The 21,686-nt window shown below is 60.5% G+C and carries 22 protein-coding genes; 11 read left to right on the forward strand and 11 right to left on the reverse strand.

Annotation, left to right across the window (positions count from 1 at the left end):
- The first annotated feature begins 337 nt into the window (after positions 1 to 337).
- Positions 338 to 970 carry a LysE family translocator gene (locus BN1118_RS00005; protein WP_043553988.1) on the forward strand — a complete coding sequence of 211 codons (633 nt, stop codon included), beginning with the start codon at positions 338 to 340 and terminating at the stop codon, positions 968 to 970.
- A 92-nt stretch (positions 971 to 1,062) separates the two neighbouring features.
- Here the strand turns inward: BN1118_RS00005 and fis are convergent, their stop codons facing one another.
- Complete coding sequence (fis, locus tag BN1118_RS00010; RefSeq protein WP_005309538.1) at positions 1,063 to 1,359, reverse strand: DNA-binding transcriptional regulator Fis; 297 nt, start codon at positions 1,357 to 1,359, stop codon at positions 1,063 to 1,065.
- Between the two features lie 25 nt (positions 1,360 to 1,384).
- A complete protein-coding gene (gene dusB, locus BN1118_RS00015) occupies positions 1,385 to 2,350 on the reverse strand; it encodes a tRNA dihydrouridine synthase DusB (protein WP_005318109.1) in 966 nt (321 codons plus the stop codon).
- Positions 2,351 to 2,640: 290 nt separating this feature from the next.
- On the opposite strand from dusB, the gene BN1118_RS00020 reads away from it, so the two are divergent.
- From BN1118_RS00020 to BN1118_RS00035, 4 genes are all read left to right on the forward strand, one after another.
- The gene (locus tag BN1118_RS00020; protein ID WP_043553992.1) at positions 2,641 to 4,047 is read left to right on the forward strand and encodes a TolC family protein; all 1,407 of its coding nucleotides are present in this window, start codon (positions 2,641 to 2,643) and stop codon (positions 4,045 to 4,047) included.
- A 73-nt stretch (positions 4,048 to 4,120) separates the two neighbouring features.
- The gene (locus tag BN1118_RS00025; RefSeq protein ID WP_084213951.1) at positions 4,121 to 5,125 is read left to right on the forward strand and encodes an HlyD family secretion protein; all 1,005 of its coding nucleotides are present in this window, start codon (positions 4,121 to 4,123) and stop codon (positions 5,123 to 5,125) included.
- Positions 5,125 to 6,270: an ABC transporter permease gene (locus BN1118_RS00030; protein ID WP_043553994.1), complete on the forward strand. Its 1,146-nt coding sequence runs from the start codon at positions 5,125 to 5,127 to the stop codon at positions 6,268 to 6,270. Before BN1118_RS00025 ends, BN1118_RS00030 begins: the two co-directional genes overlap by 1 nt.
- Positions 6,271 to 6,334: 64 nt before the next feature.
- Entirely contained in the window at positions 6,335 to 7,555 is a 1,221-nt protein-coding gene (locus tag BN1118_RS00035; RefSeq protein WP_043553996.1) for an ABC transporter permease, read from the forward strand.
- Between the two features lie 59 nt (positions 7,556 to 7,614).
- Here the strand turns inward: BN1118_RS00035 and BN1118_RS00040 are convergent, their stop codons facing one another.
- From BN1118_RS00040 to BN1118_RS00050, 3 genes are all read right to left on the reverse strand, one after another.
- On the reverse strand, positions 7,615 to 8,250 hold the full coding sequence (locus tag BN1118_RS00040; RefSeq protein WP_043553997.1) for an SDR family oxidoreductase: 636 nt from the start codon (positions 8,248 to 8,250) through the stop codon (positions 7,615 to 7,617).
- A gap of 133 nt (positions 8,251 to 8,383) precedes the next feature.
- The gene (locus BN1118_RS00045) at positions 8,384 to 9,238 is read right to left on the reverse strand and encodes a DnaA ATPase domain-containing protein (RefSeq protein WP_042866153.1); all 855 of its coding nucleotides are present in this window, start codon (positions 9,236 to 9,238) and stop codon (positions 8,384 to 8,386) included.
- A 71-nt stretch (positions 9,239 to 9,309) separates the two neighbouring features.
- Complete coding sequence (locus BN1118_RS00050; protein ID WP_043554000.1) at positions 9,310 to 10,008, reverse strand: DnaT-like ssDNA-binding domain-containing protein; 699 nt, start codon at positions 10,006 to 10,008, stop codon at positions 9,310 to 9,312.
- Positions 10,009 to 10,166: 158 nt separating this feature from the next.
- Between BN1118_RS00050 and BN1118_RS21475 the strand changes: the two genes are divergently transcribed.
- Together BN1118_RS21475 and BN1118_RS00055 are read left to right on the forward strand one after the other, a co-directional pair.
- The gene (locus tag BN1118_RS21475) at positions 10,167 to 10,334 is read left to right on the forward strand and encodes a hypothetical protein (protein WP_156994776.1); all 168 of its coding nucleotides are present in this window, start codon (positions 10,167 to 10,169) and stop codon (positions 10,332 to 10,334) included.
- A gap of 73 nt (positions 10,335 to 10,407) precedes the next feature.
- Positions 10,408 to 11,379: a response regulator gene (locus BN1118_RS00055; RefSeq protein WP_043554002.1), complete on the forward strand. Its 972-nt coding sequence runs from the start codon at positions 10,408 to 10,410 to the stop codon at positions 11,377 to 11,379.
- Positions 11,380 to 11,453: 74 nt separating this feature from the next.
- Here BN1118_RS00055 and BN1118_RS00060 read toward each other — a convergent pair whose 3' ends face one another.
- From BN1118_RS00060 to BN1118_RS00070, 3 genes are all read right to left on the reverse strand, one after another.
- Positions 11,454 to 12,851: a peptide MFS transporter gene (locus tag BN1118_RS00060; RefSeq protein ID WP_042866150.1), complete on the reverse strand. Its 1,398-nt coding sequence runs from the start codon at positions 12,849 to 12,851 to the stop codon at positions 11,454 to 11,456.
- 213 nt (positions 12,852 to 13,064) lie between these two features.
- On the reverse strand, positions 13,065 to 13,976 hold the full coding sequence (gene galU / locus BN1118_RS00065; RefSeq protein ID WP_043554014.1) for a UTP--glucose-1-phosphate uridylyltransferase GalU: 912 nt from the start codon (positions 13,974 to 13,976) through the stop codon (positions 13,065 to 13,067).
- Positions 13,977 to 14,069: 93 nt separating this feature from the next.
- Entirely contained in the window at positions 14,070 to 14,390 is a 321-nt protein-coding gene (locus BN1118_RS00070; protein WP_042866149.1) for a ComEA family DNA-binding protein, read from the reverse strand.
- Between the two features lie 167 nt (positions 14,391 to 14,557).
- Here BN1118_RS00070 and cysQ point away from each other — a divergent pair, with 167 nt between their 5' ends.
- Positions 14,558 to 15,328 carry a 3'(2'),5'-bisphosphate nucleotidase CysQ gene (gene cysQ, locus BN1118_RS00075; protein WP_043554005.1) on the forward strand — a complete coding sequence of 257 codons (771 nt, stop codon included), beginning with the start codon at positions 14,558 to 14,560 and terminating at the stop codon, positions 15,326 to 15,328.
- Between the two features lie 89 nt (positions 15,329 to 15,417).
- Here cysQ and BN1118_RS00080 read toward each other — a convergent pair whose 3' ends face one another.
- From BN1118_RS00080 to BN1118_RS00090, 3 genes are all read right to left on the reverse strand, one after another.
- Complete coding sequence (locus BN1118_RS00080) at positions 15,418 to 15,714, reverse strand: YciI family protein (RefSeq protein WP_043135321.1); 297 nt, start codon at positions 15,712 to 15,714, stop codon at positions 15,418 to 15,420.
- Positions 15,715 to 15,738: 24 nt separating this feature from the next.
- Complete coding sequence (locus BN1118_RS00085; RefSeq protein ID WP_042866146.1) at positions 15,739 to 16,290, reverse strand: septation protein A; 552 nt, start codon at positions 16,288 to 16,290, stop codon at positions 15,739 to 15,741.
- 114 nt (positions 16,291 to 16,404) lie between these two features.
- On the reverse strand, positions 16,405 to 17,910 hold the full coding sequence (locus BN1118_RS00090) for a pyridoxal-dependent decarboxylase (protein ID WP_043554007.1): 1,506 nt from the start codon (positions 17,908 to 17,910) through the stop codon (positions 16,405 to 16,407).
- A 213-nt stretch (positions 17,911 to 18,123) separates the two neighbouring features.
- On the opposite strand from BN1118_RS00090, the gene trhA reads away from it, so the two are divergent.
- The 3 genes from trhA to BN1118_RS00105 form a co-directional block, all read left to right on the forward strand.
- The gene (gene trhA, locus BN1118_RS00095) at positions 18,124 to 18,759 is read left to right on the forward strand and encodes a PAQR family membrane homeostasis protein TrhA (protein WP_043554009.1); all 636 of its coding nucleotides are present in this window, start codon (positions 18,124 to 18,126) and stop codon (positions 18,757 to 18,759) included.
- A gap of 118 nt (positions 18,760 to 18,877) precedes the next feature.
- Positions 18,878 to 20,539, forward strand: a complete 1,662-nt coding sequence (locus BN1118_RS00100; protein WP_043554011.1) for a putative transporter — start codon at positions 18,878 to 18,880, stop codon at positions 20,537 to 20,539.
- A 227-nt stretch (positions 20,540 to 20,766) separates the two neighbouring features.
- Positions 20,767 to 21,686: retention module-containing protein (locus tag BN1118_RS00105; RefSeq protein ID WP_043554012.1), on the forward strand; the 920-nt coding region annotated here is incomplete at its 3' end.

The raw sequence follows: 21,686 nt of genomic DNA on the forward strand, positions 1-21,686 counted from the left end.
GAGCGGGTTTTTTTATTGCCTGACATTCAAGCGCCGGGTTGCAATGGCCAGGTGATGCTTTCCTTCTGACCTCTTATTCGTTTATTTTTCCCCCGCTCTATTCCGGATGGCTGCGCCATCCATCGTTATATATCCCCGTCCATGTCGCTTGCTGGCGCGAACTAAAGCCAGGATGTGGGCTCTGCTCAATACCCTCTCAACCATGGGTTCCAACTCGGACTAATGTGCACCAGGCTTTTCTGCTATTCCCTTCGTTAATAATCACTATTGTTGCGATGGGGGATGACAAGAGATACGGGATCCATAGACTGTCTCTTTCACGAGCAAGGAGCCGTGTATGTTGGGGATCCACGATCTGGCGTTGTTTATCGTATCTGGTTTGCTGTTGAACATGATGCCCGGGCCGGATTCCCTGCTCATCATGCTGCGCAGCGGCTCTCAGGGTTGGCGGGCGGGTTCAGTGGCGGCGCTGGGGATTGGGACGGGCACCATGGTGCATGTGCTGGCGGCGGCACTGGGGTTGTCGGCTGTGCTGAGCGCTTCGGCCGAGCTGTTCGCCGTCATCAAGTTGATGGGGGCGCTCTATCTGGTCTACCTGGGGCTTTCCATGTTATGGCAAGGCACCAAGGCTCCTTCCGCCACCAATGCGGCTGTGGCGTTGCCTGTGCTCTCTTATGGTCGGATCTATCGGCAGGGATTGCTGACCAATCTGCTCAATCCCAAGGTAGCGCTCTTCTTCCTCGCCTTCGTGCCCCAGTTCATCGCCCCCGATGCGCCGCAGAAGGCGCTGGCCTTCATCTTGCTGGGCTGCATCTTCAATTTCAACGGCATGATCTGGTGCCACCTGCTGGCGTTCTTTACCGCCTATGCAAGTCGCAAGGTGCGTTTGTCGACCCGGTTGGGAGCTTGGCTCAACCACTTGATGGGGGGGCTGTTCGTGGGGCTGGGTATCAAGCTGGCCACGGAGTGAGACTCTGCCATTAGAGACAACCGGGCATAGAAAAAGGCGTATCCCATCGCTGGAATACGCCTTCGTCTGCACTGCAGCAGGTCTGATCGAGATCAGTTCATGCCGTAGCGCTTGAGTTTCTTGCGCAGGGTGCCACGGTTGATGCCCATCATCACAGCGGCGCGGGTTTGGTTACCGCGGGTGTATTGCATGATCACGTCCAGCATGGGAGCTTCGACTTCGGAGAGGACCATATCGTACAGATCAATCACTTCCTGACCGTTCAACTGGGCCAGGTAGTTACGCAGGGCCTGTTGCACAGAGTCACGCAGGGGGCGCTGGGTCGGCTCGGCAGCGTGATTGTGAGTAGTTGTTACCAATGCATCAGAAGTCAGGGTTTGTTCGAACATATTCGGTCGGCTCTTTAGTTATGCGTTAACCTAATCCATCGAAATACGCTTCGAGTGCCTCTAGTTGTGCGTCTGCACAATCCAGGGCATTGAAGTGCTTACGGAATTCTCGGCCCGTCTCTTCTTCATCCAGATACCAGCCCACGTGTTTACGGGCAATGCGCGCTCCCAGATATGCACCATAAAACTGGTGCAGGTTGGTTACATGCTCGTTCATCAGGGTGCGAACCTCTTCCCTTTCAGGAGGCGGCAGCTTGGTACCCGTTTCAAGAAAATGACGGATTTCCCGGAAAATCCAGGGTCGTCCTTGCGCTGCACGGCCGATCATCACGGCATCAACGCCGGTATAGTCGAGGACATACCGGGCCTTCTCCGGGCTGTCTATGTCGCCATTGGCGACAACAGGAATCGATACGGCCTGCTTAATCGCCTTAATCGTGTCGTACTCAGCGTGACCCCGGTAGAGGCAGGCACGGGTACGACCATGCACGGCGAGGGCCGCGATACCGCAATCTTCGGCGATTCGGGCGATCTCCTCGCCATTGCGGTTATCCGGATCCCATCCTGTGCGGATCTTCAAGGTAACAGGCACATCCACTGCATCCACTACGGCCCGGCAGATTGTTCTGACCAGATCGGGATGGCGCAGCAGGGCGGAACCTGCCAACTTCTTGTTCACTTTTTTTGCTGGACATCCCATGTTGATGTCGACGATCTGAGCGCCCTGCTCCACGTTGTAGCGGGCGGCAAACGCCATCATCTCGGGGTCGGCTCCGGCAATCTGGACCGATCGCAAGCCACCTTCTGCAGAGTGATCCATTCTCATCCTGGTTTTCTGGGTATCCCAGACATCCGGGTTGGCCAGCAGCATCTCGGAAACGGCCATGCCAGCGCCCAATCGCAAACAAAGTTCACGAAATGGTCGGTCTGTTACACCGGCCATGGGAGCCACAATCAAGGGAGTTTCAAGCGTGTGGGGACCTATCTGCATTCCACGGTTACCATCGGCTTAGGGCGGCGTATATTACGCATTTTTTAGTCAGGAGAAAAGGTTAGTATTTGAGCGTCAGCCATTTTTTTCTGAAAAAAACGTCGCGCCAAGGCTTGCAAATTCAGGAGTGCTTGAAAATCAGGCATATTGTCGGGGTGAGTTTACGGGGTCAAATGAGCGAGGGACTCGACGATTTGCCTGTCCCCATCCGGTTGGGGTTTGCGCTATGATAGCGGGCTTGAATCGAGCAAAGGCTCCAAACAATTTCATTACAAACAGATTGGGGATGTATGACGTCAAGGTTCATCAAATCTCTCTGCCCATGTCTGCTGGGGGCCGTGCTGGGTTCTGCCCAGGCGCAGACGGTCAGTTTCGGCGAAGCCTGGAGCCGGGTCATCCAGCAGGATGACGGGCTGGCGGCGGAACAGGCCGGTGTGGATAGATCCAAGCAACTGCGCGAGGCGGCCAAGGCCATGTATCTGCCCAAGGTGGACGTGGGGGCCAGCTATACCCATCTCGATCAGCCGATGGAACTGGACATGATGGATCTCAACCCCATCGCCAACCATCCGGAATTTGGCAAGGTGCTTGCACCCGTCATGCAGGCGCTCAATCTCTCCGCCAGTGATTTCGTGACTCCCCTGACCAAGCAGAACGTGGTAACCAGCTCGGTCAAGATGCTGTGGCCGCTGTTTACCGGTGGTCGCATCGATGCCGCGCAGGACATTCGCCAGGCGCAGGTGAGCGAGGCGCAGCAGCTGCTGGTGCTCAAACAGCAATCCACCTTCGAGAGCCTCTCCCAGACCTATTTCGGTGTGGTGCTGGCGGCACAGGTGGTGCAGACCAAGCAGGAGATAGAGCAGGGGCTGGCTCATCATCTGGATCATGCCAGGAAGCTGGAGGCCCAGGGGCAGATCGCCAAGGTTGAGCGGCTGTCGGCCCAGTCGGCCTATGACAGGGCGCGCATCGATACCCAGAAGTCCCGCCGAAGCCTGGAGATTGCCCAGTTGGCACTCGGCCACATGCTCAAGCTCAAGCAGGCTGAACCCAATACCCAGCTCTTCATTAACGACAGCATGCCGCAACTCGATGCCTTCGTGCAGGAAACCCTGGCGGTGCATCCCGGCCTCAAGCTGCTGGCTGCCAAGAAGGAGCAGGCTCAGGGCATGATCAAGCTGGAGAAAGGCAAATATGCCCCCGAACTGTTCCTGTTTGGTAACTACAACCTCTATGAGGATGATTCACTGGCCTCCAAGACCACGCCGGACTGGTTGGTCGGGGTCGGCGTCAGTATGCCGCTGGTGAGTCGCGACGGTCGCTCCGAGACGGTACAAGCGGCCAAGAGCGCCGAGTTGCAGGTCAATCTGCTGCAGGCCAAGACCCGCGAGGATCTGGAACTGCTGGTCGAGAAGACCTGGCGCGAGGCGGCGCAGGGGCTGGAAGAGTACCAGTCTCTCTCCTCCACTCAGGCGCTGGCCGAGGAGAACGTGCTGCTGCGGGACAAGGCATTCGGGCAGGGGCTCTCCACCTCGCTGGATGTGGTGGATGCCCAGAACCAGCTGGCCGGGGTCAAGACCCAGCGTGCCGCTGCCGCCTATCAATATGTGATCTCGCTGGCGCGCCTGTTGGCACTCTCCGGTCAGATGAACAGTTTCAATCAATATCAGCATGGTCAGGCGATCGAGGTGAATTCATGATCGCGGCCCTGTCTGTCCCGTTTTCCATGTCTGTTTCGACCGCCAAGGGTCGCCCGTTTGTCGAGGTGAATGCATGAGTCATCCCCCCATCAAGAAGAAGATGAGCCAGGCCAAGCCGCTGCTGCTGCCACTGGCGCTGGTCCTGCTGGTGATCTGGCTGGGCTGGCGTTTCTGGCTCGCCTATCAGCCCGAGCCGGTGCGCCTGCAGGGCCAGGTTGAGGCGCAGCAGTATTCGGTCTCCTCCAAGGTGGCGGGCCGCATCGACGAGGTGCTGGTGAAGAAGGGTGACCAGCTGGCCCGGGATCAGCTGGTGTTCACCCTGGCCAGTCCCGAGATCGAGGCCAAGCTGAGCCAGGCCAAGGCGGGTCAGGCTGCGGCAGGGGCCATGGCCGAGGAAGCAGAGAAGGGCGCGCGTGCCCAGCAGATCGCTGGCGCCAAGGATCAGTGGCAAAAGGCCAAGGCGGCAGCCCTGCTGCGGGCCAAGACCTATGAGCGCATCGCCAGCCTGCACCGGGATGGCGTGATGCCGTTGCAGAAACGGGATGAGGCCTGGACCGCCTGGCAGGCAGCCAAGTACAGCGAAGGCATGGCCTGGCAGCAATACCAGATGACCCTGGAAGGGGCGCGGGAAGAGACCAAGGTGGCGGCACGGGAGCAGGCCAACATGGCGGCGGGCTCGGTGGCGGAAGTGGAGGCCTATCTGGCCGATACCCGCATCGCCAGCCCGCACGCGGGGGAGGTGTCCCAGGTGCTGCTGCGCAGCGGTGAGCTGGCGCCACAGGGCTTCCCTGTGGTGACCCTGCTCGACATGCAGGATGCCTGGGCCCAGTTCCATGTGCGCGAAGATCTGCTGCCCCGCTTCGCGCTGGGCACTGAGTTCGATGCCACCATTCCGGGTCTGGGTGAGCAGACGGTACGCTTCAAGGTGACCCACGTGGCCGTGATGGGGGATTTTGCCACCTGGCGTGCCACGGATACCCGTCAGGGCTTCGACATGAAGAGCTTCCAGGTGGAGGCGCGCCCCTTGCAACCGGTTGACGGTCTGCGAGTCGGCATGAGTGTGCTGGTCGAACTCTGATGAGACGCGAATGGCGGCTGTTGTGGCAGGATCCGTTCGGTCGTGCCCTGATGAGCTGGGTTCCCTTGCTGTTGATGGGAACCCTCTGCTGGATCTTCTCGGCCGGGCTGGCCCGGGATCTTAACGTCGGTCTGGTGGATCTGGATCAGAGCGTCCTCTCCCGTCAGCTGGCGTTCTCGCTGGACGGTTCCGCCGGCCTGCGCCTTGCCGGCCAGTTCGACTCCATCGACGAGGGGGCACGCGCCCTGCGCGGGGGAGACATCTATGCCCTGGTGGTGATCCCTCACCATCTGGAGCGGGATGCCCGTCAGGGTACCCAGCCCAAGGTGACTGTGTTCAACAACAGCCAGTTCATCCTGATCGCCAAGCTGGTCAACTCGGCCTTGTCCCAGGTGGTGGGGACCCTCAACGGCCAGGTCGGCGTACTGGCCGCCATGGCCGATGGCAAGGTCATGTCCGGCGCCCTGGGACAATCCGTGCCCATCAGCAATCAGGTGACGGCGCTCTACAACATCAACTCCAGCTATGCCCAGTTCCTGCTGAGTGCCCTGTTGCCGGCGGTGTGGCAGATCCTGGTGGTGCTCTATGGGATCAACGCCCTGGCCCGTACCGATCGGCTGGGGCTGGACTGGACCAGCCAAGGGGTCTGGTTCGGCCTCTGGCGCACTTTGCTGCCCCATGTGCTGATTGGGTGGGCCTGGGGGCTGGCGTGGAGCCTGATGCTGTTCAAGGCGTTTGGCTATCCGATGCAGGGCAGCTGGCTGGTGCTGACACTGGGACTGGGGCTGGCTTCGGCCGCCTGCGTCAGCATGGGGGCCTTCTTCTACGGTGTCATCCGGGATCCGGCCCGCGCCCTGTCGCTGGCGGGCGCCTATACGGCACCGGGCTTTGCCTTCATGGGCGTGACCTTTCCGGTCAGTGCCATGGGGGACTTCGCCCAGTTCTGGCGCAGCCTACTGCCCATCTCCCACTATGTGGAGCTGCAGATAGGGCAGACCAACTACGGTCAGCCGTTCGCTGCGGCCCTGCCCCAGCTCGGGACCTTGCTGCTGTTCCTGCTGCCCCTGTTGCTGGTTGTTCGTCGTTACCAGCAGCAGGCCGAGCTGGCGCGCCAAGCTGCCGATAAGGAGCCTGCCTCATGCTAGGTTTTTGGGGTTTGATACGGCTCGAACCGTGCTCTGCTGCCGGGCAGTGGAAGGAGTGGATGTCATGCTAGGTTTTTGGGATCTGCTGCGGCTGGAGCTGCGTACCCTGCTGGCCGATCGGGCCATCATGCTGACCCTGTTTGGTGGCGTCTTCTTCTACTCCTTCCTCTACCCGCAGCCCTACCTGCAGCAACTGCCAAGGGAAGAGCCTGTGGTGGTGGTCAATGAGGATGGCAGTCAGCTCTCCCGTCAGCTGGAGTTCATGGCCGATGCCACCCCGCAGGTGAAACTGGTGGCACGGGCCAACAGCCTGGAAGAGGCGCGCCAGCTGCTGATAGCGGGGCAGGGGAGCGGCATACTGCACATTCCCCGCCACTTCTATCGGGATCTGATGCAGGGCAGGAGTGTCACCCTGAGCTATGCCGGTGATGCCTCCTACTTCCTGGTCTACGGCACCATAGCCGAGGGGCTGGCCCTGGCGGGTGGCAGCCTGGCGGCCCAGATCAAGGTCACGCGTCTGCTCAGCCAGGGCGAGGCGCTGCCACAGGCGGCCATGGGCTGGAACTCGGTCGGGCTCAACGTGCTGCCGGTGTTCAATCCCACCATGGGCTATGTGAACTACGTGGTGCCCGCCGTGTTCGTGCTGATCCTGCATCAGGTGCTGCTGATGGGCACCGGGATCCTGGGGGCAACCCAGAATCAGCGCAGCGGTCGCGGGGAGTCTGGCTATTGGCAGAGCGCCCCCGTGCTTGCCCTGCTGCTGGCCAGAACCCTGGTGGTGGGCGGGCTGTTCGTGCTGCCGGTGACCTACTTCTTCGGCTTCTGTTTCGATCACTACAACATAGTGCGCACCGCCGAGCCGGCTGAGCTGTGGCTGTTCACCCTGCCGTTCCTGCTGGCAACCACCTGGCTTGGCATAGTGCTGGGGGCCCTGTTTACCCGCCGGGATCTGCCGACCCAGGTGGTATTGCTCTCCTCCATGCCGCTGGTCTTCCTGGCGGGCTTCATCTGGCCGCTGGAGCTGATCCCGACCCCCCTCAACTGGCTGGCCCAGTGGGTGCCGAGCACCCCGGCCATCGAGGGCTTCTTGCGCCTCAACCAGATGGGGGCCGAGTTTGCCCAGGTTTCCCGTTACTGGTGGCAGTTGTGGGGGCTGGCACTGCTTTACGGCGCTCTGGCCTGCCTGCTGCTGCGCTGGCGCCAGCGGTCGCTTGTGGACGAGGCTGCCGCGTCGGGCGAGGCGGCTGCGGAGACGGCAACTGAGCCTGGCCCCTCTGCCAGCTAGACGACATCAGACAGTAGAACGGTCAGCCCTGGGGCTGACCGTTTTGTTATCCGGATTGCTCACCTACGGCTGAGGGTGGGATCGCCGATGGCATAGATCTGCCCCACTGCCCGCTCATCGTTCAGCAGTTGCAACCCATGGTCCGCCACATCGGCGCGGCGCACCAGACCGTGCACCTCGCTCCCCTGGCTCAACACGGCCTGCCCTGTGGCCTCGCCATCCTGCAAGCCAGCCGGGCGAACTATGGTCCAGGTCAGCGCGCTGGTCTGCAGCCAGCTCTCCGCCAGACTCTTCAAGCGTACCTCGTGACCGAAGGCGGCCCTGGCCCGCTCGGGCAGGTATTGCCAGCTGTCACCGCAACCCAGCGAGGTGACCAGCAGCAGACGTTTGAGCCCGGCCAGCTCCATCTGATCGATCACCTGGCGGTTGCCTTGATAATCGACGGGGGCCGGCTGGCGGAAGCTGCCGAGGGTCGAGATCACCCCGGCCTCGTCACCTGCGAGTGAGCAAGCCTGCGCGACGGCCTGATGGTCGAGGGCGTCTCCCTCAACCACCTCGACTCCCAATGCGCGCAGCTCGGCGGCCATCTCCGGATTACGGACCAGGGTCACGACCCTGTGGCCCTGGCGCAGGGCGTGTTCGGTGAAGGCGCGGCCCAGCCCGCGGCTGGCTCCGAAGATGAGTGTGGTTGGCATTGTGCTGCTCCCAGTGATGAAAGGGGTAGCCTAGAGGGTTGGTGCAGCGCTGTAAATGAGAGTTGTTTTTATTTGAGGGGTGAGCAGGGGAAATGCAGCGAGCCGCGGGCGGGTGGCCCGGGCTCGCACAGGATCAGCCGTTGTAGTGGCCTATGTTGGGACGACGGCTGGGACCGCTCAGGTGGATATCCACCGGATTGAACGCCTTGATCGCCTCGAAGCTGAAGTCGCCGATGGCCTGATGCAGGCTCTGCGGGCTGTGGTTGGTGATGATGATGACGCTTTTCGACAGGTTGCGCCGGCGGCGCAGCAGGTGGCCGAGGAAGCTGGACTGGCTCTCCGCCATCTTGGCGCGGTTGGCCGACACCTCGTCGATGATCAGCAGGTCAACCTCTTCCAGTGCACGACGGTACTGGTTGCGCTCCTCCTGATCCTGGATCACGTTGAAGAAGAGGCGGTCCACTATGGAGGCCCACTGCTGGAAGATCACCGATTTCTGGTGACGTTCGATCAGCTCGTGGGCCACGGCGCCCGCCAGGGTGGACTTGCCGGTGCCGTAGTCGCCATAGATCAGCATGCAGCCGCCGCCGCTCTTCTCCCAGTGCTCGAAGCCGCTGATGAAGTAGCGAGCCGTCTCCATGGGGTATTGCAGCGCCGGATCGGTGGCATCCATCTTCTCGAATACCCAGTCCGGGTTGAGGTCGGCCTGGGCGATCAGCTTCTGGATCCGCTCCTGACGGGCCGCCTTCTGCAGCTCGCGCACCTCGGCGTTGGCCTTGGCGTCGTACTCCTTGCGCAGGGTCTCGTAGTCGTACTGGCTGCCACCTGTCTGGGCCTGCAGGCGGCGAATGCGTTCAAGCAGGCCGCCCACGTGCTGGCTCAGTTCGGTGTCGTGCACCCTGTGGTCCTGTTTGGCCTTGGCGATTCTTTTTCGCTTGGCTTCGATCTCTTCCAGCTCCTGGCGCAGGGGATCTTGCGGGTCAGTCATGGAATGCTCCTTCTGCTGGGTCAGGGATGGGGGGACAAGGCACTGATTTTGCCTGCAGGCGGGGGCCGCTATCAATCATTATCCGGTTCCTGCTGCGTCGCCTGTTCCTGGGTCTGCACTTGGGCCAGTCGTTTGGCCTCTTCTATCATCTGCTGCGCCCGTTTGCTCGGGCCTGAGTCTGCAGGGGCTGACGTGACCTGCTGGTAACCTTTCGCCTCCATCGGCTGGCGACGGACGTAGCGGCGGGTCTTGAGGGCACGAATGAACTTGAGCATCCACTGATGCTGGGAGTCGAACACCTCGGGGCGGCCCAGCCAGTAGGCGATGAACTCCCCCAGATCCTCTTCGTTGTAGCTGGCATCGATCACCCCGCACAGGCGGGCGAGGGCGGGCAGCTCCTCATCCGGGCGCCACTGCAGGTGCATCTGGAAGGGGCGCTCCGGCAGCGGACTGCGCACCTTCTGGGTCAGCAGCGGCAGCAGGAACGGGCACTGATGGTAGTGCTCACTGTCGGCCTGCGCCTCGACCTGCAGCAGCCCGGCCTCCATCAGCTCGTCGAACAGCTCGGTCAGCTGGCGGGCGTTGACCTGAAAACAGAAACCGCTGGGATCACCGGGATCGACCACCGCCAAGGCTCGCCCAAGTTCGGGATAGTTGAGCCGGGCCAGCTGATTTTCCTGCACCAGTCTGCGCAGCTGCAGGGTATAGAGGCTGCGAGCCGGATGGGACAATCTGGGATGGGCGAGGGCGCTGTATTCGGCTGGTGTCATGGTGCTCTTCACGATCTGGAGTGGAGGGCATTATCCCCCATGGCGAGGTCTCATACAATTCGTGCCGCTCGGGCAGAGGGCCGGCAGGCCGGTTTGTGGGTCGGAAATGAGGTTCGGTTCGACCCTGGTGGCAATAGCGGGCGTGAGATGAGCCAGGTATGCGTATTGGCATGGCGCCTTTTTTGGGGTTGCTGGCTGGCCAAAAGGCCAACATTCTCGCCGGGGTCATTGCGCCGTGCGGGCGGCATTACCCGCTCTTTTTCAAACAGTTGGCTGCCAGAATAGCCATATGGCATACCCGCCATTACGATTATGCAATCATCTGATTGGTCAAGCCCGCCCCTTATGGTCTAGGCTTAATACTCAAATAACTAATTGACTAATAAGAGCTTTGTCAAGATGTCAAAAGCCGGACTACGGATCCTGGTGGTGGAAGATGAAGCGGTTTTTCGCCACTCGCTGGTAACTTATCTCGAGCATGACGGGGCGTGCGTGTTTCAGGCCGAGGACGGGATTGAAGGCCTCTCTGCCGCCGCGCTCTACCACCCCGATATAGTGCTGTGCGACCTGAACATGCCCAACATGGATGGGCATGAAGTCATCGCCTGCCTGTCTGCCCGCTATCCCCATATCCCCGTCATCGTCATCTCCGGGCAGAGCAAGATGGAGGCGGTCGAGCGTGCTTTGCGCGCCGGTGCCTGCGATTTTCTGATCAAGCCGGTCTCGGACTTCGGTCAGGTGCGCCGCAGCATAGATCAGTGTCTGGCGGCCAACTATGGTCACGGGCAGCAACTGGAGTTGATGGATCACATCGACTTCTTTCGCGATCACGACAAGGCGGCAACCCGTCTGCTGGCCTGGTTGAGGCCACCCGGCCTGCAGGAGTGGGGCCCCTGGCAGGTGACGTTCGAGGGGATGGGCAACCTGTTCATTCCAGACACCTTCAAGCTGGACGACAAGCTGCTGGTGCTGGTGATGGAGCTGCCGGTGCTCGGGGTGGATGCCGCCTTCTGCGGCGCCCTGGTGCGTTCCCTGATGAATGCTCCCTATCGCCAGTTTCAGCACAAGGAGAGCCTGCTGCTGACCCAGCCGCACCGGCTGCTCGACTACCTCAATCTGCAGCTCATCGAATCCGGCTTGCGCCACTCCTTCGCCATGGCCGCCCTGCTGTTCGATCAGGAAGATGGTCTGGTGTTTGCCAATGCCGGGCTCACCTCACCGCACTGGTTGATGCGCTCCGGCGGCCTGCCGCTCGGTTTGCTGCGCAGCAGCCACTACGCGCTGCACAAGCGCAGCTGGCACGAGCCGTTTGACCTGCAGTTTCGCAGCGACAGCGGCAGCGCCCTCCATGTGCAGGTACGCCACCACTGAGGCAGATCCGCCGCAGACAGAAACAAACAGGGCGCCCATCGGGCGCCCTGTTTGTTCATCACAATCCGAACCGGTTAGACGGTGGCAGACTGCAGTTTCTTGTCGTGCTCTTCCGGCTCTTTGGCCGGGCCTTCGGCACCGTGCATCCAGTAGACCAGGCGGTTGGCCATGGTCAGCAGGATCAGGGCGCTGATCACGGCGGCGATGGCGATGCCGCCGAAGATGGCGATGGCACCGGACTCGCCGACGAAGGAGCCGACGAAGCCGGCGATGTAGTTGGCCAGGGCAACGAAGCCGAACCAGGCACCCATCATCAGGGAGGCCAGACGCAACGGAGCCAGCTTGGTCACCATGGAGAGACCGATCGGAGAGAGGCAGAGCTCACCCAGGGTGTGGAACAGATAGGCACCGACCAGCCAGAACATGGAGGTCTTGACGGCCTGATCGCCACCTTGCTCCAGCACGGCACCGATCATGAACAGGAAGCCCACGGCCAGGAACAGCAGACCCATGGCGAACTTCACCGGGGAGTTCGGCTCTTTGCTGCCGAGCTTGATCCAGATGGCCGCGACTATGGGGGCGAGCGTGATGATGAAGAAGGGGTTCAGGGACTGGAACCAGGCGGTCGGCACTTCGAAGCTGCCGATCATGCGGTCGGTATATTCCTGCGCGTACAGGTTCATCAGACCACCGGCCTGCTCGAAGCCAGCCCAGAAGATGATGGTGAACAGACCCAGTACCAGGATGACCTTGATGCGATCCACTTCCTGCTTGGTCAGCGGCGCCTTCTGCTCCTTGGAGCGTTGCTCGGCGGCGCGCTGGGCGGCCGGCACACGACCTATGTCACCCAGGAAACGCTGGGCCATGGTGGCCTGCACCACCAGGGAGAGCAGCATGCCGATACCGGCGCTGACGAAGGCGGCTTGCCAGCCGTAGGCAGTCGCGGCGGCGCCACAGATCACGCCGGCCAGCAGGGAGCCCAGGTTGATGCCCATGTAGAAGATGGTGAAGGCACCGTCACGACGGTGGTCACCTTCCTTGTACAGGTCACCCACCATGGTGGAGATGTTCGGTTTGAACAGACCGTTACCCAGAATCAACAGGGCCAGGCCCGCGTAGAAGACGTTGTTGACCATCTCCGGGAACATGGCGTGCGGCAGGGCCAGGGTGAATTGACCCGCGGCCATGAAGATGGCACCGATCAGGATCGCACGACGTTGGCCGAGGAAGGTATCCGCCAGCCAGCCACCTATGATGGGGGTGATGTAGACCAGACCGGTATAGATGCCGTACAGCTTGAGGGCGTCGGCCTGAGTCCAGCCCATGCCGCCGTTGGCAGTCATGTCAGTCAGATAGAGGACGAGCACGGCACGCATGCCGTAATAGGAGAATCTCTCCCACAGTTCGGTACTAAAGAGCAAAAAAAGCCCTTTAGGGTGACCTAAAAAGGTCCCTTTGGACGGATTATTCATTGGAACTTCCACCTGTGTCTTATATTTTTTTAGGAATTTTATGCAAGGGCTAGGAACAAGCCTTAATCCTTATAGAACAAGCGTGATTAAATTACAATATTATGATTTAGCGATATTTTATCTATCAATGGTTGAATATTTGTTTATAAAATGAAAAAGGGCATCGAATGATGCCCAGTATATAATTCTATTAACAGGTTAAATATTCAGCTATTACAACTGTTTGACGAACAGTTTCAGCCACGCAATGAATTCACCGTTCAGTTCCGGGTGGCGCACGGCATATTCCACGTTGGCTTTCATATAACCCATCTTGCTGCCGCAGTCGTGACTGCGACCCTTCATGAAGTAGGCGTTGACCTGCTCCTGCTCCATCAGCATGGCGATGGCGTCGGTCAGCTGGATCTCGTCGCCGGCACCGGCCGGCGTCTTCTCCAGCAGCGGCCAGATGTTGGAGGAGAGCACGTAACGGCCGACCACGGCCAGGTTGGAAGGGGCTTCGTCACGGGGCGGCTTCTCGACGATGGCCTGCATCGGCAGGGACATGCCTTCGCTCAGGGCCTCGCCCTTGATGTCGGCGATGCCGTATTTGTCCACTTCGCTCTCGGGGACGGCTTCCACCATGATCTGGCTGATGTGATCCTCTTCGAACATGTGCACCATCTCGGCCAGGTTGTCCTGCTTGAGGTTGCTGGCCACTTCATCGATCAGCACGTCAGGCAGCAGGACCGCAAACGGGTTGTCGCCGATCAGCGGGCGGGCACAGAGCACGGCATGACCCAGGCCTTTGGCTTCGCCCTGACGGACGTGCATTATGGTGACGTCTTTGGGGCAGATGTGTTGTACCTCTTCCAGCAGCTGCCGCTTGACCCGCTTTTCCAGGGTCGCTTCCAGTTCGAAGCTCTTGTCGAAGTGGTTCTCGATGGAGTTCTTGCTCGAGTGCGTCACCAGGATGATCTCCTTGATGCCGGCGGCGATGGCTTCGCGCACCACATACTGGATCAGCGGCTTGTCGACCACTGGCAGCATCTCTTTCGGGATGGCCTTGGTGGCAGGCAGCATGCGGGTGCCCAAACCGGCGACAGGAAGAACGGCCTTGCGTACAACGAGCGGTGTCTTTTTCATGGAGAGAGTCCAGAGATACAAAGTGGGCTCATGATACCCGAAGAAAAATAGGGCAGCCACAGGCTGCCCTCATGATGGGGAGGTCCAAAGCGGTTACTTGACGATGATCATGTCCCGATTTGCTTCCAGGGTTGCCGGCCCTATGCCGCTGACATCGGCAAGTTGTTCGACCGTGGTGAACTTGCCCTGCTTCTCGCGAAAGTCGACGATGGCCTGGGCCTTCTTCTCGCCGATCCCCTTGAGGGCAGTTAACTCATTGATATTCGCCGTATTCAGGTTCACCTTGCCGCTCTCCTTCGCGGTGGTGACTGTGGTGGCTGGCTTGGCAGCCGGCTTGTCGGCGGCCAGCAGAGGCTGGCTCAACAGGGGCAGGCAGCTCAGCAGCAGGGTGGCGGTCAGGGTCTTGTAGTTCATGGCTTCACGTCCTTGTGTTGTGTGGGGTTGCTATTGAGGATTAGTCGAGTCGCGCCATTTTTTGTCTGTCAGAAGTGACAGGGTTATAACTCAGCTAAATCGGCTATAACCCATGCCATTCCAAAATGGGTACACTGTGCTAACCATTTGACCAGGATGTCTTTTCTATGTTTTTTCCCGCAATCTCCGAGCTGGAGCCCATAGCCCGCGCCGCCGGTGACACCATCATGGCCATCTACAGTCAGCCCTTTACGGTGGAGTACAAGGGGGACGAGAGCCCGTTGACCGCAGCCGATCAGGGGGCGCATGAGGTGATAGTGCAGGCGCTGGCAGGGCTCACCCCCGATATTCCTGTGCTGTCGGAGGAGTCCGGTCCCGAGGTGATGGGGTTGCGCCATGGCTGGTCACGCTACTGGCTGGTGGATCCGCTCGACGGCACCAAGGAGTTTGTCTCCCGCAACGGCGAGTTCACCGTCAATATCGCGCTGATTGAGGATGGCAAGCCGCTGTGGGGTCTGGTCTATGCCCCCGTGCTGGACCGGCTCTGGTATGGCGGCAAGGAGGTCGGAGCTTGGCGTGTGGCCGATGGCAAGCGTGAAGCCATCCAGACCTTGCCTCATCAGGAAGGGGCGCCCTGGCGGGTGGTGGGCAGCCGCAATCACCTGTCCCAGGCTACCCTGGATTACCTGGCGCGCTTTGGTGACATAGCGCGGGGCGAGATTGAGCTGGTCTCCATGGGCAGCTCTCTCAAGTTTTGCATCATCGCCGAAGGGGGCGCCGAGCTCTATCCGCGCCTTGCCCCCACCTGCGAGTGGGATACCGCTGCGGCGCAGGCTGTGCTGGAAGGGGCCGGAGGCAGCGTGACCCAGCTCGATGGGTCACCCCTGGTCTACAACAAGCCGGACATCCTCAACCCCTGGTTTGTCGCCAGGGCGTGAGCCCATTGGTGATACTGCTGAATAGAAAGAGGCCGGATCTGGTTGCACACCAGCGTCCGGCCTCTTTGCATCTTGGGTATGGCGTTTTGTCAGAACACTTTCTTGAACGGCTTGATGGTCACCCTGGCGTAGACACCGGCCGCCACATAGGGGTCGGCATCGGCCCAGGCCTTGGCATCGGCCTGACTGGCAAACTCGGCGATGACTGTGCTGCCGGTGAAGCCCGCATCGGCGGGATCGTCGGCATCGATGGCCGGGTTGGGGCCGGCGGTCAGCAGCCGGCCTTCATCCTGCAAGGCCTGCAGCCTGGCCAGATGAGCTGGGCGCACCTGCTTGCGCAGCGGCAGACTGTTGGGAACATCTTCGGCGTAGATGAGATACCACATGAGAGGATCCTTTTCTGATGGCGGTTATTTTTTCAGCTCGCCTTTCTGCTCGGCGGGCAGGTGGCGGTAGAGATAGACACCGCTCAGCAGGGTAAACACCAGCGTCATGCCAAGCAAGCCGAACACCTTGAAGTTGACCCACATCTCCTGCGGCAGGTTGAAGGCCACGTAGAGGTTGAGCAGGCCACAGGCGGTAAAGAAGCCGACCCAGGCCAGATTGACTCTATCCCAGATGGCATCAGGTGCCTGCAGCTCCTTGCCCAGCATCTGCTTGATCAGGTTCTTGCCAAAGCCGTAGCGGCTGATGAGCAGGCCCAGTGCGAACAGCACGTTGATGACTGTGACTTTCCACTTGATGAAGGTGTCGTCGTGGAAGAAGACGGTGAGGCCGCCGAAGAAACCGACCAGCAGGAAGGTAAACAGCTGCATCTTCTCGACCTTGCGATAACGCACCCAGCTGTAGATGAGCTGCAGACCGGTCACGACGACAAGGGCGCCGGTGGCCGTGTAGATGTCGTAGAACTTGTAGACCGCAAAGAAAACGATAAGTGGAATAAATTCAATAAATTGCTTCATGTCTGGCTCATAGCCCTCAAAAAAGACCGCAAAATTTTGTCCAGTCTACCTGCAAGGTAGACAACGGCAAATGAATAAGACCGCCCATTTGGCGTCCAGTTCCCTGTCGCCTGCCTAGCCGAACAGCCGGCGGGAAACCTGGTCACCCAACCGCTTTTGGTCCGCCAGCAGCTCGCGAATATGCCGCTCTTCGATGAGCGGATTGAGCAGCACTGCGCGCAGCAGGGTGAGCGGCTGGGCACCGTAGCGCCCTACCGCCCGCTGGGTGCGGGAGACAAAGCTGTGCCCCTCGGCCCGCTGGGCTTTCTGCAATGCGACGTTGAATACGTTGATCTGGTCGTTGGCCGCCTCGTCCGGCGCCTTGCCCTGCAGATGAGGGGGAATGCAGCGGTAGGAGAGCAGGTTCATCACAGGGGCCGACATCAGTTCGAAGGCGGGGTCGGCATTGATGAGCGCGGACATCAGGCGGGCTCTGTCGTAGTTGGCCTCGATAAGCCGGGCGTAACCCTGCTGGCCAAACAGCTGGAAGGCCGCATCCAGATAGAGCGCATTGGCGGGGCGGGTGCCCTCCAGGGTGAAGCGGCCCTGATCAAAGGAGCTGGCACGGATGGCGTAGGGTGCCTCCCGCTTGACCGTCATCATGAGATCCGGCTGGCGGCAGAGCAGCATGCCGGTACCGAGCGGCACCAGCAGTTGCTTGTGACCATCCAGGGTCACGGTATCGGCCAGTTCAATCCCTGCAAGCAGCCCCTGATAGCGGGGCGAAAACAGGGTCGGGCCGCCCCAGGCGGCGTCCACGTGGAAGTGGATCTGCTCGCGGGCTGCGATGGCCGCCAGCTCGGGCAGGGGATCGATGGAGCCAAAATCGGTACTGCCGGCCACCCCGACCAGCGCCAGCACCTTGAGCTTCTGCTCCTTGCACTGGATGAGTGCCTGCTCCAGCGCCGCCATGTCGAGCCGGTTCTGCTCGTCGGTCGCGAGGCGCCAGACGCTGTGCGCGCCCAGCCCCAGCAGATCCATCCCCTTGTCGAAGGAGTAGTGCATCAGGCGCGAGCCCAGGATCACTGCGCCGCGATAGCCCTGCTCATAGAGGGCGAACAGGTTGTCGCCACAGGCACGGTTGCGCGCCAGCCAGAGGGCGGTGACGTTGGCTATGGTGCCGCCGCTGGTCATGACGCCGAGGGCGGCATCCTTGGCATGCATCTGCTCGTCATAGAAGGCGTCGTCGGCGCGATAGATGAGGCGGTGCAGTTTGGCCAGCACCTCCCGCTCCAGAAAGCTGAGCAGGCGGGAGGACTCCATCTTCATCGGATTCTGGTTGAGCATCACCAGCAGGCGTGACAGCTCGGCGGTAAAGGCCGGCAGTGGCGCCGTCATGTGGCCCATGTAGCGTGGCGAGGTGAGATGGGAAGCGCCGGGCACCAGGCTGGCCAGCCGGGCCAGATAGTCATCCATGGAGATGCCGATGGCCGGCATGCAGGATTGATCGAGCTGGTGGGTGAAGTGGTCGCGCTGGTAGGGGGCCTGACTGTCATCCGAGTGGTGGAAGGTCTCCAGCAGGGCCGTCACGGCCTGGCCGAAGGCCGGATCCGGTAGTGCAAACAGTTCAGTCAACTTCATCAGGTTCTCCAGACCGGGTTGCCAGGGAGTCACTGTGTGGTGAGCAGCCGTGGCGGCAGCAGCTAGGTGGGCATCGGCCGCAGAGCATACACCAAAGGCAAACGGGTGACAGCCATGAGCGCTGGCCAAATCAGATACCATCCTCTTTAAGCTAACACTTGTACTCTGAAAAGGCGGCGGCTAGAGTGAGCCCAGTTTGGGCAGGAGTATGCAATGAGCAGTGTGACGGATTATTCTCCCCGCGAGGAGTTGGCCAATCGCCTCAGCCACGGCTTGGGGTTGGTGTTCGGGATCCTGGGGTTGATCCTGTTGTTGAACAAGGGCTGGGAGCAGGGCACCCAGGCGCTCATCAGCTACAGCCTCTATGGCGGCAGCCTGGTGCTGCTCTATCTCGCCTCGACCCTGTATCACAGCATGGTGGAAGGGGCCGCGAGGCGCTGGTGCAAGGTATTTGATCACTGCGCCATTTATCTGCTGATCGCCGGTACCTATACCCCCTTCCTGCTGGTGGCGCTCGATACCCCGCTGGCCCAGGGGCTGATGGTGGTGATCTGGGGGCTGGCGCTGGCGGGGGTGGTGTTCAAGCTGCTCTTCATCAACCGCTTCAAGAAGCTGTCGCTGTTTACCTATCTGATGCTGGGCTGGTTGTCGCTGGTGGTCATCTATCAGCTTTACATCCATCTGGAGGGGGAAGGCTTGCTGCTGCTCGGGCTCGGTGGTCTCATCTACAGCCTGGGGGTCATCTTCTATGTGGCCAAGCGTATCCCCTATAACCACGCTATCTGGCATCTGTTTGTACTGGGCGGCAGTGTTTGTCACTTTATGGCCATTTATGGTTATGTCGCCTGACTAGCCCTTAATTGGTATTTATTGCCGCTCAAAAGGATAAATTCGTGCGGTATCACACAGTTGGCGTCGGCATTTGCTGACAAGCTAGGGACAGTTCAATTCGCAAAGGATGCACGAAATGAGTGATATCGCGCTTTCCATCAGCATGTTGTCGCTGGTGGCAGTGCTGGGGCTCTGGCTGGGAAACTGGCGAGTCTATGGCGTTGGCTTGGGGATCGGAGGTGTGCTGTTCGGTGGCATCATAGTGGGCCACTTCTCCGGCCTCTCGGGTCTTGCATTGGATGAACAGACCCTGCACTTCATTCAGGAGTTCGGTCTGATCCTGTTTGTCTACACCATAGGCATCCAGGTCGGTCCCGGCTTCTTCTCCTCCCTGCGCAGTTCCGGCCTCAAGCTGAACGGTTTCGCCGCCCTGCTGGTGTTGCTTGGCTGCGCGGTCGCGGCGGCGCTGCATCAACTGTTTGACGTGCCGCTGCCGGTGATCCTGGGGGTCTTCTCCGGCGCCGTGACCAACACGCCTTCCCTCGGTGCGGGTCAGCAGATCCTGGCCGAGCTGGGGGCCGTGCCCGGTTCGACCGGTTTGATGGGCATGGGCTATGCCGTCGCCTATCCGTTCGGCATCTGCGGCATCCTGCTCACCATGTGGCTCATTCGCATGTTTTTTCGCATCAAGATCGACGAAGAAGCAGCCCAGTTCGAGCAACAGGCCGGCAAGACCAAGGAGAGCCTGCAGACCATCAACATAGCGGTGCGCAACCCCAACATGCACGGCCTGATGCTGGGGGAGATCCCGAGCCTGGACGAAGCCGATGTCATCTGTTCCCGCCTCAAGCGTGGCGAGGAGCTGATGGTGCCGCGGCCGGACTCGCGCATCGAACTCGGCGACCTGTTGCACCTGGTGGGTGAGCGGCACGCGCTGCACAAGGTGTTGCTGGTGCTGGGGGAGGAGGTGGAGACCTCGCTCTCGACTCGCGGCACAGATCTGCGGGTGGAGCGGGTGGTGGTGACCAACGAGCAGGTGCTCGGCAAGAAGATCCGCGATCTCGACATCAAGCAGAAATACGATGTGGTCATCTCGCGCCTCAACCGGGCCGGTATCGAGCTGGTGCCGACCAGCCAGACCAGCCTGCAGTTTGGTGACATCCTCAACCTGGTGGGTCGCCTCGACGCCATAGAGGCGGTGACCAATGTGGTGGGCAACGTGCAGCAGAAGCTGCAGCAGGTGCAGATGCTGCCGGTGTTCATCGGCATAGGTCTGGGCGTGCTGCTCGGCTCCATCCCCTTCTATCTGCCGGGGTTTCCGGCGGCACTCAAGCTGGGTCTGGCGGGCGGCCCCCTGGTGGTGGCGCTCATCCTGTCGCGGATCGGCAGCATCGGCAAGCTCTACTGGTTCATGCCGCCGAGCGCCAACCTGGCGCTGCGGGAGATCGGCATAGTGCTGTTTCTGGCCGTGGTGGGCTTCAAGTCCGGTGCTGGTTTCATCGACACCCTGATCAACGGCGATGGCCCGGCCTGGATGATGTACGGCATGGCGATCACCTTGATCCCGCTGCTGGTGGTCGGTGTGCTGGCCCGCCTGTATGGCAAGATGAACTATCTCACCCTGTGCGGATTGCTGGCCGGTTCCATGACGGATCCTCCCGCCCTGGCGTTTGCCAACGGCATGCATCCCACCAGTGGCGCCAGCGCTTTGTCGTACGCCACCGTCTACCCCCTGGTGATGTTCCTGCGGATCATCTCCCCCCAGTTGCTCGCCATCCTGTTGTGGGCGGGTGCCTGATCATGACCCGGACGGGAGCACAGCGATGTGCTCCCGTCATCAAAATGCAACACATTGATCGTCTTGATTTTATTAATTCCCATCCCCGTCATTGACCCTTCTGTTTAACCGGCCGATCCAGCTTCAAATCAGTCTATCCATTCGAATTTTCTAACTGGTTTCTGGCGCCGTTCACGGGCACATTAGACGGTGGAATATTGCATGCCAATAGAGATTCAGGAGAGAACATGAGCAGCCACAATATCGCATTGGATCAGGACGTCGTCGTTACCCAGTTGAAAGGCAAAATCTATTTGGTCGCTGCAGATGGCAGCCAGAAGCCACTTGCTGAAGGCGATGTCCTGCCCAAGGATGCGGTGCTGATCACTCCTGAAGGCGCCAGCTTCAACGGCGGCAACCAGACTTTCACCCTGAGCCCGACCAACGAGCAGCAGGCTGAGGATGAAACGTCTCAGGCGCCCTTGCTGGCCCAGAATCAGGATGTGCCTGCCGGCAATCCCGATGACATAGCGGCCCTGCAACAGGCCATTCTGGGTGGCACCGATCCGACCAAGGCATTTGAAGCGGCGGCGGCCGGCGGTGCTCCTGCCGCAGGCGGTGGCAATATCGGCGGCGTGGCGGGTGCCAGCGGCAACGGTGGTTTCGTCACCATAGATCGCATTGGCGATGCCACCATAGCGACGGCGGGCTTTGACACCGCCACCCAGGCCGACACGGGTGTGATTGGCGATGCGTTCGCGGGTGAGGAAGATCAGCTGATCGACCTGGTGCCACCGGTGATCACAGTCTCCGCCCCGGACAATACCAACGACACGACCCCGACCCTGACCGGCACCACTGATGCCCCCGCAGGCAGCACTGTGACCTTGCTGGTCACGGATGCCAATGGCAATCAACAGACCCTGACCACGACCGTCAATCCGGATGGCAGCTTCAGCGTTGATGTCACCACACCGCTGGCGGACGGCTCCTATACGGTCACCGCCAATGTCACCGATCCTGCCGGCAACATAGCCACAGCGACCGATGATGGCAGCGTGGACAGCACAGCCCCGGACCTGGCCATCGAGCTGGATGCCAACATCACCGCCGACGACGTCATCAACGCCGCCGAAGCGGGTCAGCAGATCCCGGTCAGCGGCACCGT

The sequence above is a fragment of the Aeromonas bestiarum genome, assembly GCF_000819745.1.
GTDB classification, from domain to species: domain Bacteria; phylum Pseudomonadota; class Gammaproteobacteria; order Enterobacterales; family Aeromonadaceae; genus Aeromonas; species Aeromonas bestiarum.